This is a genomic window from Methanolobus sp. (assembly GCF_030682845.1).
GTDB lineage: Archaea > Halobacteriota > Methanosarcinia > Methanosarcinales > Methanosarcinaceae > Methanolobus.
The window spans coordinates 1-13,007 of record NZ_JAUXNK010000079.1 but is presented as its reverse complement, the minus strand read 5'-3'; the positions used below and the strand labels follow the sequence as shown (position 1 = coordinate 13,007).

The window sequence follows — 13,007 nt, the reverse complement described above, 5'->3', positions numbered from 1 at the left end:
GGGATGTCCCATGTTCGAAGGAGTTCTACCTGCGCTTGTAACCCCATTCTCAAAGGACAATACCATTGACTTCGAAAGTTTCCGGAAGATTGTCACATTTGTTGAAGAAGGCGGTGTTTCAGGTATTGTGGCCTGTGGCACAACTGGCGAGTCGGCAACCCTCGCGATGGCGGAGCATAAACAGCTCATTAACCTTTCCATGGATTGCGCCAATGTCCCGGTAATCGCCGGCACGGGTTCCAACAACACGGTCGAAGCAGTCGAACTGACGAGGCATGCGGCAGATGCAGGGGTCGATGCGGCTCTTGTAATCTCCCCCTATTACAACAAGTCCAATAAAGCAGGGCTTCTTGCTCATTTTAAGACTATTGCGGATTCCGCTGATATTCCTATCATTCTGTATAATGTGCCCTCCCGTACCGGACAGGATGTTTCGGCAGAGATCATAGCCGAACTTGCAAAGGTGGGTAACATCGTAGCTGTCAAGGAGGCAAGCGGGAATGTCGAGAAGGTCTCACGCATACTTGAACTGACTGCGGATGAGGACTTTGAAGTCCTTTCCGGCGAGGATGGTCTGACACTGCCAATTATATCTCTTGGAGGTATCGGTGTTATCTCGGTGGTCGCAAACGTTGTTCCGGGGATGATGGTAAAGCTCGTTGAAGCAGCCCGCAATGGCGATCTGAAGACTGCAAGGGAAATGCACTTCAGGATGGCGCCACTCACACGTGCCCTGTTCTCAGAGATAAATCCTATCCCTGTTAAGCGTGCTGTGGAACTCATGGGTCTTGCAAGAGGGGATCTAAGGCTGCCGCTGGCGCAACTGAGCGAAGGGAATGACATGATCCTGAAAAACGTACTTCGTGAACTCGGGTGTATAGCATGATCAATATAGCAGTTACAGGCGCATCAGGAAAGATGGGTACACTCATCATCTCCAACATCCTTAAAGTAGAAGGTGCCAAGCTTTCAGCAGCATTTGACCTTGTGAATATAGGACTGGATGTGGGGGAGGTTGCCCAGTTAGGCACGCTTAATGTTCCCATCTCTGACGTAAAGGATATAGGGTCCGTGCTAAAGTCATCAGGTACTAATGTGCTGGTTGATTTCACAATTGCCGGGGCAACTGTTGTAAACGCCCCCAAGGCGGCAGATTGCGGTGTTAATCTTGTCATTGGTACCACCGGCTTTACCGATGATCAGAAAGCAACTATTGAGGCTGCCATCCTAAAAAACAATGTGGCAGGGATAATATCCCCTAACTACTCCGTGGGTGTCAATGTCTTCTTCAAGGTGCTCAGGGAAGCCGCCAGGTATCTTGGCGAGATGGATGTCGAGATCATCGAAGCCCATCACAATCAAAAGAAAGATGCTCCGAGTGGCACTGCAAAAAAGGCTGCTGATATTATCAGTGAGGCCCTTGGCGGCAAGGAATATGTCTTCGGCCGTGAGGGACTGGCCCCAAGGGGAAGGGAGATTGGTATTCACGCTGTGCGCGGCGGGGATATAGTAGGGGATCACACAGTGCTTTTCGCAGGCGACGGTGAAAGGATCGAGATAAAACACCAGGCTCATTCCCGCCAGGCATTTGCAGGCGGTGCAGTAAAAGCCGCTATGTGGATCGCCCGTGCAAAACCTGGTCTCTATACAATGGAAGACATCCTTGGGTTATAATACTTATCGGCTTCCATTATTTTGATCCTATTTTTGCACATGTTGTAGTCTTACAGACATTTTGTGGCCAAACGGGGCATAGATATTTTACTATGTGGTCATAAAAGTGAATGATAAATCATTATTTATAGCCAGATATATTATATATTTGCTATAATATATCTTATATTATAGTATCCATCTCCACCTCAGGGTGCTATATCTGTTGGCTATCTCTAAGTTCTTTTTTTATTTATTATCACAATTCATAGTAAATGCTTTGCAATATCTTCAGAAATGAATCTACCGCAATATGTGCATCTTAGTCGTAGACATCCATCTACAGAGACATTGAACTTTGATGTGACAGGTTCGTTACTGTTGGAGATACAATTCGGATTCACACACCGGACGACACCTTCAACAAAATTGGGAATATGGACCTTCTTTTTCTGGGACACGTTGAAATTCCGGATGATATTGATAGTTGCATTGGGTGCTATTAATGCTATTCTGTCCACCTCACGAACGTTCAGCTCCCGTTTCTCTATCTTGACAACATCCTTTATCCCAAACTTTCCCGGGGAGTTGAGAAGCACGCTCACAACACCTTGTGAAGAGTCCGGGATCCCGAGTATCTTTAACACATTAAGGGCCTGGCCCGCAGTGATATGGTCTATCACGGTACCATTTTCTATCCTCTTGACCCTGAGTTCCTGCTCTTCGTTCATACTTCTATTGCCCCCAGCACAAGCGCAAGCAACGCCATTCTTACCGGCACTCCGTAGAAAGCCTGCCTGAAGTAGCATGCATGCGTCGTTTCATCCACTCCGGTATGTATCTCGTTTACTCTGGGAAGCGGGTGTAATATCTTAAGCTCAGGTCTGGCATTTGTCAGGAGTTCCGGTGTGATCTTTAAATTGTTAGCTACTCTCTCGTATTCTGTCGGGTCAAGGAACCTCTCCTTCTGTATGCGGGTCATGTATAGCACATCAACCTCGTTAATGGCGTGTTCTATGGAGTCTGTCTCGGTGACCTTTGCGCCCCTTTTTTCAAGATCCTTTATTATCTCTTCAGGCATTCTCAGCTCCATTGGTGATATCAGGGTGATATCTGCACCATATAGGGACAGCGCGTAACACAGGGAATGCACAGTCCTGCCATATTTCAGGTCTCCTGCAAGTGCTATTTTCAATCCATCAAGGTGACTTTCTCTTTTTATGGTATAGAGGTCCAGGAGAGTTTGTGTGGGATGATGACCAGCGCCATCTCCTGCATTCAGTATAGGCACAGTAGAGAACTCGGATGCAAGTAATGCTGCTCCTTCTTTTGGATGGCGCAACACGATTGCATCTGCATAACCGTCCACGACCCTTATCGTATCTGCAAGGGTTTCACCCTTGGCGATCGAACTGGCATCTATGGATCCCAGGTTAAGCACATCTCCTCCCAGGCGGTACATGGCTGTTTCAAATGACATGCGGGTTCTTGTGCTTGGTTCAAAGAACAGCACTGCCAGAACCTTGCCACTGAGCAGGTCCGATTTTTGTTTTCCAAGAGCTATCGGCTCCATTCCTTCTGCTGTCTCCAGGATAATATCGATCATATCCTTCGAGAAAGATGTCATTGAGATGATGTGGTGGCCCTTAAATTTCATCGGACAATAAAGGAATTACATGAGATAAATGTTTACTGATAGGATTCCCTTTGCGGACATTCTCATCAGACCTTTTTTTAATCTTATCCATGTTTTATTGAGATTAGATTTATACGCTCTAAAGTATTTAGTAGTACAGAAATAAATGAAGGTGATCATATAAGACCCATAATCCAGGTTGCCCTGGATATTCTGGAAACAGACCGCGCTATCCAGATTGCTGCAGAAGCTCTGGAGGGAGGTGCGGACTGGATAGAGGCAGGCACTCCGCTTATCAAAAGCGAGGGAATGGATTCCATACGGAGGCTCAAAGCAGCGTTCCCCGGCAGAACCCTGGTGGCAGATATGAAGATAGCCGACACCGGAGCCATGGAAGTAGAGATGGCAGCAAAGGCTGGTGCGGATATAATAGTCATCCTCGGAAGCGCTGATGACTCCACAGTACTTGAAGCTGTCAGGGCTGCAAAGAAATATGGTGCCCGGGTCATGGCTGATCTCATATCTTCACCCGAACCGGTATCACGTTCAAAGGAACTTGAGTACATGGGTGTTGACTACATAAACGTGCATGCCGGCATCGATCAGCAAATGACTGGCCGCGATTCTCTCACTATCATGAAGGAAGTCATAAAGGAAGTGGACATACCTGTTGCTGTTGCAGGCGGCCTGGACTCGGTTTCATGTGCACAGGCCGTTACAGCCGGTGCTCAGATAGTGATAGTGGGGGGCAACATAGTCCGTTCATCTGACGTGACAGCCTCCGCCAGGTTCATAAGGAGCAGTGTGGATGCGCCTTCTGCGGTATTCCATTCGGGAAAAAGCCGCGATAACGAGATACGGGATATCTTCCTGTCGGTTTCCACTCCTAACATTTCCGATGCCATGCACCGCAAGGGAGCTATGCAGAACATATTCTCTCAGGTGCCCGGCAGGAAAATGGTCGGCACTGCTGTTACAGTACAGACTTTCAGGGGTGACTGGGCAAAGCCTGTTGAGGCCATTGATGTGGCAGGGAAAAATGATGTGATCGTGATCTATAACGGAAGCAGTCATGTGGCTCCATGGGGCGGCCTTGCGACCCAGAGCTGCCTGAACAAGGAAATAGCAGGTGTCGTTGTCGATGGTGCCGTCAGGGATATAGAGGACATCCGGTCAATGGACCTTCCTGTGTTTGCCACATGTCATGTTCCCAACGCCGGGGAGCCCAAGGGTTTTGGTGAGATCAACTCCGAGATCGTGTGCGGCAACCAGACCGTAAGACCTGGCGACTACATTGTGGGAGACGATAACGGTGTAGTAGTGATCCCGAGGGAGCGCGCCTATGAGATTGCAAGGCGTGCAAAGGAAGTCGAGAAGACAGAACAGCGCCTGTCCGAGGAGATAAGGAGAGGAGCGACCCTCTCTGAGGTCATGAAACTCAAAAAATGGGAAAAACATTGAAAAACGGAGATAACGGAAATGATGGAATTACTTAAAGTGCTTGCCTGCATGCCTTTCTTATTGTATGCCTGCTATTCTGACATAAAAAGCCGCAGGGTTGTGAATGAAGTATGGGTGGCGATGTTTGGTGTCTGTTACGTTTTCATCCTGTACGACTTCATGACCCTTGGAATGCCTTACCTTATCAGGAACCTGCTGACCTTCGCGTTCGTTTACCTTTTCGTTTACATCCTTTTCCAGTTCGGGGCATTTGGTGGCGCCGATGCCAAGGCGCTCATGGTCATATCGTTAATAGTCCCAACCTTCCCGGCTATTATGGTATTCAACACCAGCCTGCCTCTCCAGGGAACTCCTATCTTTGATATTTTCGCCTTCAGTGTCTTTGGTAACTCTATTATACTCACAATAGTTGTACCAATCGGGCTTTTCATTTACAATCTCCTGCACAATCCCTTGAAGGAGTCACTGCGCAGACCTTTCTACATGTTCATCGGTTACAGGACATCTGTATCCGGACTTGGTAAAGATCATATCCGCATGATCGAATCCTATGAGGAAACAGAAGAGGGTGTAAAGTTCAGCTTCACAAGAGCCGGAACCGAACTTACCTCAAACGTCGTTGCCCAGCTTAAGGGTCATGTCAGGGCAGGCAGGATGGAGGACAGCGTCTGGGTCACTCCCGGTCTCCCGTTCATGATACCCATCACAGCCGGATTTATCACTGCGGTAGTGTTCGGCGACCTGATATTCTATATTACGATGCAGTTTATGATGATGTGAAAAAGCCCTTGTTAAATTCGAGTGTGGGTTAAGCCTGCCTGCTTCCCGAAAGTATCTCTGCCCACACTTCTTTTATCTCCTCTTCGGAAACAGAATCTCCCAGTTTCCCTCTTGCCAGGATGATGAGCTCTTTCTCAAGTCCGCTTATGGTCTTCAGGATCGTTTCGCGCTTCATGGTGTCAGGCACATTCTTGCAGCATGTTTTGATTTTGGCCGGTTGTTCCGGAACAATGGTACCCTGTATTGGGCCTTGCTCTTGTGATGACGGAGCCTTTTCCTCTACCGCGCTTTTAGGGGAACCGTCGTTCTTCTCTTCGCAATAATTGCTGATCTCCCTGAGGAAAATGTCCCCATACTTCTTCAGCTTGTACTCTCCGACACCTGTGATTTTGAGCATCTCAGCTTTGGTGGAAGGTTTCTTTGCAGCCATCTGCTTGAGGCTTGTGTCCGCGAACACAATATAGGGCGGGACGTCCTGTAGCTCGGCCATTTCTTTCCTGAGATCCTTGAGCCTTGCAAACAGCTCGCTGTCACTGCTCTGCACAGTTTTTCGGGTACTTGGTGGTGGCACTGGTTTTGCGATCGTATCCAACTCGTAGGGCTCATACACCTCATCATCTTCCGATGCCAGTGTGTCAGGGAACTCCAGCGGTGCAACTCTCGTAAAGGTTACCTTGCGTGAGCCCTGCATAACTTCCCTGCTCGCCTTGTTGAGTTTGAGGAGGGGATACCTGCTGCCCTCTACCGCGACCACTCCCTGTTGCACCATCTCGCGTGCCATATCCTGCCAGCTGGGCCGGGTGTGGCGGCAGCCTGAATTGTATGTCTTCAGCTTGTCGTGTTTCTTTTCCTTGACCCTTTTTATATTGGCGCCACACAGGACGTCTATAACGTGATTCATGCCATAGCGCTCGCCAAGCTCATCTACGCAGCTGATGAGCAGCTTTGCTTCTTCTGTCCCATCCACCATCTCCTTAGGCCTGAGACAGGCATCACATCCGCCGCAGTTGTCTTCTTCCAGTTCTTCCCCGAAGTAGCTGAGAAGCGCTTTTCTGCGGCATGTTGTGCTCACACAGTAGTTCACCATGTCCTGAAGCTGTTTCAGGGCGATATCCCGCTCTTCCTTCCTGCCCTTCTGCTTGACGAAATACTCTATACGGTATCTGTCGCCATGGCTGAAGAAGAGGATGCATTCACATTCAAGTCCGTCCCTGCCACCTCTGCCAGTCTCCTGATAATAGCCTTCCAGGTTCTTGGGAAGGTCATAATGGATAACAAAACGCACATTGGGCTTATCAATTCCCATTCCAAAAGCGATGGTTGCGACAATTATGTCTGCTTTGTCCTTGATGAATGCTTCCTGGTTCCTGCCTCTCTGGGTGTCGCTCAGTCCCGCATGATAGGGAAGCGCATTAAAACCATCCTTCCTGAGCTTTGCAGTCACAGTGTCCACGTTCTTGCGGCTCTGGCAGTAGATTATCCCGCTCTTTCCCTTGTTCCTTCTCAGGTACTGCAGCATCTGGTCATAGGTTTCCTTTTTCGGCCTGATTTCGTAAAGAAGATTGCTGCGGTTGAAACTTGCAATGTAGGTCTTGGGATTTGTAAGCCCCAGCTGGTTGAGGGTGTCTTCTCTCACCTTCGGTGTTGCGGTAGCTGTCAGGGCAATGATCGGCACTTTGGGGAACTTCTTTTTGAGCATGCTGAGCTTGCGGTACTCGGGCCTGAAATCATGGCCCCACTCAGATATGCAGTGGCTCTCATCAATGGCGAAAAGGCTGACCTTTGCCTTTGTGATCATCGATAACGTGCCGGACATTGCAAGTCTCTCAGGCGCCATGTATAGTATCTTTATGTCGTTTGTGGCAATGTCGTCGCAGATCTTCCTGGACTCGGTATAATTCTGGGTGCTGTTCAGGAATGCCGCATTGACGCCGTTGGCCCTGAGACTGTCGACCTGGTCTTTCATAAGGGATATAAGGGGAGAGATAACAACCGTCAACCCGTCCATTAGTAACGCAGGCAATTGATAGCACAGGGACTTCCCGCCTCCTGTGGGCATAAGCACGAAAGTGTCCTTTCCATCAAGCACATCCTGGATTATGTCTTTCTGAAGAGGGCGGAACTCAGAATATCCGAAATACTTCTGGAGAGTTTGATACATTATACGACCGCAGTTATTTTGTTCGACCTATGTTCCCGGTATATATAATTCCCTTGTAAGCGGGGTGTAAGTAATAGGCGTGCAGTAACTCTTAATTATGGCGGCTCTCTTATAGAGGCTTTAAAAAAGGCGAGCATTAATAAGCACAAACTTATATCTCAAGAGTAAAATCTCAGAAACAAAAATCCTATTTTCGGAGTTCACATTTATGGTAAAAGCAGATAAGTTCATTCCTAAGGCAATTGAGAAGATACAGCAGCAGGTCACAGGTGGCAGGGCAATAATAGCTCTTTCGGGTGGCGTTGACAGTTCTGTGTGTGCTGTCCTGGCCCACCGCGCCATCGGCGACAGGCTGACTCCTATATACATCGACACAGGCCTCATGAGAAAAGGCGAAACAGAGCGGATAAAGGAAATATTCTGTGACATGAACCTGGTGGTCATTGATGCAAAAGACCGTTTCCTTGGAGCCCTTAAAGGTATCACGGATCCTGAGGAGAAACGTAAAGCAGTGGGGGAGACATTCATCCGTGTCTTTGAAAAGGAAGCAAAAGAGCTCAAGGCCGATTATCTGATACAGGGTACCATCTACCCGGACAGGATAGAGTCAGAGGGAGGCATCAAGTCCCACCATAATGTCGGCGGCCTCCCTTCCGTAATGGACTTTAAGTCAATAGTCGAGCCTGTAGAGGATCTGTACAAAGACGAGGTTCGTGAACTTGCGCGTGCCCTTGAGCTGCCGCATGAGATATCCGAGAGGATGCCCTTCCCGGGACCGGGACTGTCCGTCAGGATAGTTGGTGAGGTCACTGAAGAGCTTGTGAGTATCGTTAGGGAAGCAAACGCCATCGTAGAGGATGAACTGGTAGAAAAGTTCCATCCGTGGCAGACCTTCGCAGCCATTATCGGCAAGGGTACCGGTGTCAAGGGTGACGTAAGGGTCCACGGCTGGATAGTTGCAGTAAGGGCTGTCGGTTCAAGGGACGGCATGACCGCAGAAGCCATGGAGCTGCCCTGGGAAGTCCTCAACAGGATAGAATCCCGGATATCGGCATCTTTGCCTACTGTTTCCAGGGTTGTTTACGATCTCACTCCAAAACCACCGGCTACAATAGAGTTCGAATGATGACACTAAATAAAGTAGTTCTTGACATCCGGAACCGACAGAAGGCCAAATCCTCACGTCCGGATGAGCCGTGCGCAATGTGGACCGGAGCCGATCTGGTCGACGGGAAGAAAGTAGATACTCTTACCATAATCTTCAGTACCTCCGGCTGCTGGTGGGGTAAGGCAGGCGGCTGCACTATGTGCGGCTATGTGTACGATAGTGCGCAAGTCTCCCCATCTGACGAAGACCTGTTCTCCCAGCTTGGAAAAGCGATGAGGAAGGCATCCGGTTTTAGCGAGTTCATGGTAAAGATATTCACCTCCGGCAGTTTTCTGGATACGCGGGAGATACCGCTGGAAGTCAGGCACAGGATACTGGAAGCATTAAAAAGTGATTCAAGGGTCATAAAAGTGCTAGTGGAGACCAGGCCGGAATTTGTCAAAGAGGATGCGATGATCGATTGCCGCAACTCAATGGGGGACAAGCCTTTTGAGATCGCCGTCGGTCTTGAAACAAGCTCTGACATAGTGCGCAAGGGTTCCATCAACAAGGGTTTCACATTTGATGATTTCAAGTGGGCTGCGACCATTGCCAGGAACAGCGGTGCCACGGTAAAAGCATACCTTATGCTCAAGCCTCCTTTCCTTTCCGAGAAAGAGGCCATGGATGACATGGTAAACTCCATAAGGGAAGCTGCTGCATACGCTGATACCTTCTCGATTAACCTGTGCAATATACAGAACGGTACATTCGTTGAAAACCTGTGGCAGAAGGGCCAGTACCGTCCTCCTTGGCTGTGGAGCATCGTTGAAGTGCTGAAGAAGGCCAAAGAAGAGTTCCCTGATAAGGTAATCACTTCAGACCCAGTAGGTGCAGGTTCCAAAAGGGGTCCTCACAATTGCAAGGAATGCAGTCACGATGTGGCTGATTCAATAAGGCTTTTCTCGGTAACACAGGACATAGCCTGCCTGAATGCACCGGACTGTGGATGCAAGGGTCTGTGGGAATCCGTGCTGGAACTGGATGACCATACCTTCGGTGCGCCTATAACTGACTGAAGCCGAAGAAAAATAGGATGTGACGGGTTATGTATCCCGTCTCAGTCTTTACAGACCATTGTACCTATCCCTGAATCCGTGAACAGCTCAAGCAATACGGAATGGGATATACTTCCGTCGATGATGTGGACGTTCTCCACACCACTCTCTACTGCAGTTGCGGCGCCCCTCATCTTCGGTATCATGCCGCCTGAGATAACACCTGTCCGGATAAGGTGCTCGACATCCTCAAGGGTCACCCTGGATATACGTGATGACCTGTCGCTTGGCTCCATCAGCACTCCGGGCACGTCTGTCATCAGGATGAGTTTCTTGGCACTCAGGGCTGCGGCAATATCTCCTGCAATGGTATCGGCGTTCAGGTTCAGGGCATTGCCGTTCATATCCATGGCAATAGGGGATATAACGGGGATGTAGCCTTCCCTGGTGACGATGTTCAGGATTTCCGTATTGATGATCTCTGTATCCCCGACCCATCCAAGGTCTACCTCGTGCTCGACATTCTCGATCATTACTTTCTGGAAAGGCTTCTTCTTGGCAATTATCAGTTTACCATCCTTTCCGGAAAGGCCTATTCCCTTGCCGCCATGCCTGCCGATAAGTGATACGATCTCTGTGTTGATATTGCCCACAAGCACCATCCTTGCTATTTCAAGTGTCTCATCGTCAGTGATGCGCAACCCGCCTACAAACTCGGGTTTCTTCCCCATGCGTTCCATCTTTTCGGTTATCTCCGGTCCTCCGCCGTGGACTATGATGGGGTGAATGCCAACGAACCTGAGCAATACGATATCCTGGACTATATCGCTCATTACCTGTGGATTGACCATGGCATGCCCGCCAACCTTGATTATCATCACTGAATCGTAGAAATCCCTTATGTACGGAAGGGCCTCTATCAACACGTTCTCGCGTTTAAGTGTCATATTCTTACCTGTGTATTACATGCACTGCTGCAGGACTGGAATCATTTACTATCCCGTATCCGTAAATGATATAAAAGACGCTTAAACGATTTAAAACTTATTTAGCAGAAAACGCGCTGCGCAACAGAAAAAAGAAACCCATGGAACATGGGTTGGGTGCTTAGATCTTTTCCAATTTGTCGATACCGACTTTCTTTACGAATGGCTTGTTGATCTTGTCTGGCATCCAGTCTGGTTTGTTCTTGGGTGCCGCGACCATTTCTCTCCATCCTTTGAATACGTGGATCTTCTTTGTCCCACGTTCGCGAAGCCTGATCTCCTCTGGCTTTGTTTTGGTTCCCTTACCACGGTTAGCTACCTTCAGTGCAGCCTGACGTGGCTGTTTTCCGGTGAATACTCCATGCTCATTTCCCTTCTTGTCTCTTAACACAAAATTTCTTGTTTCAGACATATTGTCACCTCGTAATCAATCAATGATTACCACTGCTAATCGTATTTAGTGTATGAAGTATATATATTTTTCTTTTAATGTCGCCCTTTGTTTCTGATTTACCCCAATATGCGCATTTTTAGTAGTGAAAAATGCTGAAATAGAGGTAAATTCAATATTTTTTTACAATGGTTTAGTTTGGAACGAGCGATATCATGCAGCAAGACAATTTTACTTGTTTTATTTACCAAATTATTATTCGGCAGCCAGAGGGAGATATTAATGGATGGACAATACTTTTAGAAAACTCCTCTGTATATTTGTAGAAATAATTAAATCCTTGCTGCTTTCAACACAACATTTACATGTAATGAGTCCATTTCAGGAGGGTATCTGCACTTATTACTGAACAGAGTTCAATTCCTATTTTAGTTTGAGGTAATATCATGGAAGTTCCAGTCGTTAAATTACCGGATATACAGGCAAACAGGCCACAGATCGCGATTAATCTTACCCGTGTAGGCGTCACTAACGTAAAGAAGCTTGTGGAGGTCAAGAGAAAAGAAAGGCGCCCTATCGTTCTGATAGCTACGTTCGACATTTTTGTGGACCTCCCCTCTCACCTGAAAGGCGCTAACCTCTCGCGCAATTTTGAGGCTGTTGATGAGGTTCTTGAAAAAGCTGTGAATATGCCCGTCTATGAGATTGAGCAGCTATGCAGCGATGTTGCGCAAAGTCTCCTGAACCGTCATGAGTATGCCACCCGTGCGGAGGTCATCCTCAAGAGCGAATATGTTGTGAAAAGGGAATCCCCTTCTACAAAGATGGAGTGCCAGGAGGTTGTGGACATCTTCGCAGAAGCCATAGCAATGCGCGAGGATGTGGAGAACATAGTGGTCAAGAAACTCATAGGTGCCGAGGTTGTAGGGATGACCGCCTGCCCTTGCGCACAGGAAATTATGAGGGACAATGCGCGCAAGGAGCTGGAATCCCTTAAGATCGAGGATATAAAGATCGCAGAGTTCCTGCACAGGGTACCCATGGCAACCCACAACCAGCGCGGCCGTGGGATCATTTCCATAGAAGTGGAAGGAAGCAAGTTCGTTTCGCTTGACAAGATCATCGAGATTATCGAGAGATCCATGAGTTCCAGCGTTTTTGAGCTCCTCAAGCGTTCAGATGAGGCCATGGTGGTGCAGAGAGCACACAACAATCCCAAGTTCGTCGAGGACTGCGTACGGACTATGGCCAAGAATGTGGTAAAGGACTTCCCGCTCCTGCCTGATGAAGCCATTGTGACGATCAAGCAGATCAATGAGGAAAGCATCCACAGGCACAATGCTTTTGCTGAAAGGCTCGCAACTCTTGGAGAACTGCGCAAGGAGATCTCACAGGAGTATATCACAGACATCGTCAAGCATTAATGCTGTCAGTCGCATACTTCGTATAAGGATCACTTAAAAGGAGTCAATTGCGTGGCTGAAAATGAACATTTAGAAGCTCTGGACATCAACGGGGACCGCATCGTAGCCGGGGATGCCGTGAGGTACCTGAACACCGGCACCACGGGAAGGGTGCTGGATGTCATGAAGGATGACGAAGGTATCTGGGCGCAGATTGACGCAACGGGTCTTTACTATAAAGTCGATGTCCTTTTGATAATCGATCCAGATGAGCTGAAAGAGAAAAAAGAGGCTGAAAAAGGAATGGATGCACAGGAATATGCGCAGAGTTATTCCCAAAGGGGCTCACAGACAGTTGATATCGGACAGGTCACCGGCGGCGGATAAGGCG

13 protein-coding genes are annotated in these 13,007 nt (G+C 48.3%); 8 read left to right on the top strand and 5 right to left on the bottom strand.

All coding sequences use genetic code 11. The features are described 5' to 3' along the window. Positions 1 to 10: 10 nt before the first annotated feature. Together dapA and dapB are read left to right on the top strand one after the other, a co-directional pair. Entirely contained in the window at positions 11 to 886 is an 876-nt protein-coding gene (gene dapA, locus Q8J68_RS11145; protein ID WP_305311589.1) for a 4-hydroxy-tetrahydrodipicolinate synthase, read from the top strand. Further along, positions 883 to 1,674, top strand: coding sequence for a 4-hydroxy-tetrahydrodipicolinate reductase (dapB, locus tag Q8J68_RS11140; RefSeq protein ID WP_305311588.1), 792 nt, complete (start codon positions 883 to 885; stop codon positions 1,672 to 1,674). Before dapA ends, dapB begins: the two co-directional genes overlap by 4 nt. Before the next feature lie 245 nt (positions 1,675 to 1,919). On the opposite strand, the gene pyrI is transcribed toward dapB, so the two are convergent. Together pyrI and pyrB are read right to left on the bottom strand one after the other, a co-directional pair. Next, positions 1,920 to 2,384, bottom strand: a complete 465-nt coding sequence (gene pyrI / locus Q8J68_RS11135) for an aspartate carbamoyltransferase regulatory subunit (protein WP_305311587.1) — start codon at positions 2,382 to 2,384, stop codon at positions 1,920 to 1,922. Then, the gene (pyrB, locus tag Q8J68_RS11130; RefSeq protein WP_305311586.1) at positions 2,381 to 3,310 is read right to left on the bottom strand and encodes an aspartate carbamoyltransferase; all 930 of its coding nucleotides are present in this window, start codon (positions 3,308 to 3,310) and stop codon (positions 2,381 to 2,383) included. The genes pyrI and pyrB overlap by 4 nt, the downstream gene beginning before the upstream one ends. Positions 3,311 to 3,412: 102 nt before the next feature. Between pyrB and hxlA the strand changes: the two genes are divergently transcribed. Together hxlA and Q8J68_RS11120 are read left to right on the top strand one after the other, a co-directional pair. Next, positions 3,413 to 4,750: a 3-hexulose-6-phosphate synthase gene (gene hxlA / locus Q8J68_RS11125; protein WP_370867635.1), complete on the top strand. Its 1,338-nt coding sequence runs from the start codon at positions 3,413 to 3,415 to the stop codon at positions 4,748 to 4,750. An 18-nt stretch (positions 4,751 to 4,768) separates the two neighbouring features. Beyond that, entirely contained in the window at positions 4,769 to 5,530 is a 762-nt protein-coding gene (locus Q8J68_RS11120; RefSeq protein WP_305311585.1) for an A24 family peptidase C-terminal domain-containing protein, read from the top strand. A gap of 28 nt (positions 5,531 to 5,558) precedes the next feature. On the opposite strand, the gene recQ is transcribed toward Q8J68_RS11120, so the two are convergent. Next, entirely contained in the window at positions 5,559 to 7,691 is a 2,133-nt protein-coding gene (gene recQ, locus Q8J68_RS11115; RefSeq protein ID WP_305311584.1) for a DNA helicase RecQ, read from the bottom strand. Between the two features lie 208 nt (positions 7,692 to 7,899). Between recQ and guaA the strand changes: the two genes are divergently transcribed. Further along, complete coding sequence (gene guaA, locus Q8J68_RS11110; protein ID WP_305311583.1) at positions 7,900 to 8,817, top strand: glutamine-hydrolyzing GMP synthase; 918 nt, start codon at positions 7,900 to 7,902, stop codon at positions 8,815 to 8,817. Continuing rightward, positions 8,817 to 9,857: an archaeosine biosynthesis radical SAM protein RaSEA gene (locus Q8J68_RS11105; protein ID WP_305311582.1), complete on the top strand. Its 1,041-nt coding sequence runs from the start codon at positions 8,817 to 8,819 to the stop codon at positions 9,855 to 9,857. Before guaA ends, Q8J68_RS11105 begins: the two co-directional genes overlap by 1 nt. Before the next feature lie 41 nt (positions 9,858 to 9,898). On the opposite strand, the gene argB is transcribed toward Q8J68_RS11105, so the two are convergent. Both argB and Q8J68_RS11095 read right to left on the bottom strand, forming a co-directional pair. Continuing rightward, the gene (argB, locus tag Q8J68_RS11100) at positions 9,899 to 10,783 is read right to left on the bottom strand and encodes an acetylglutamate kinase (RefSeq protein WP_305311581.1); all 885 of its coding nucleotides are present in this window, start codon (positions 10,781 to 10,783) and stop codon (positions 9,899 to 9,901) included. Positions 10,784 to 10,943: 160 nt separating this feature from the next. Continuing rightward, complete coding sequence (locus tag Q8J68_RS11095; protein ID WP_015053308.1) at positions 10,944 to 11,234, bottom strand: non-histone chromosomal MC1 family protein; 291 nt, start codon at positions 11,232 to 11,234, stop codon at positions 10,944 to 10,946. 425 nt (positions 11,235 to 11,659) lie between these two features. Between Q8J68_RS11095 and mptA the strand changes: the two genes are divergently transcribed. After that, positions 11,660 to 12,637 (top strand): GTP cyclohydrolase MptA, encoded by a 978-nt coding sequence (gene mptA / locus Q8J68_RS11090; protein ID WP_305311580.1) that lies wholly within the window; start codon positions 11,660 to 11,662, stop codon positions 12,635 to 12,637. A 51-nt stretch (positions 12,638 to 12,688) separates the two neighbouring features. Next, positions 12,689 to 13,003 carry a DUF2098 domain-containing protein gene (locus Q8J68_RS11085; protein WP_305311579.1) on the top strand — a complete coding sequence of 105 codons (315 nt, stop codon included), beginning with the start codon at positions 12,689 to 12,691 and terminating at the stop codon, positions 13,001 to 13,003. The last annotated feature ends 4 nt before the right edge of the window (positions 13,004 to 13,007 follow it).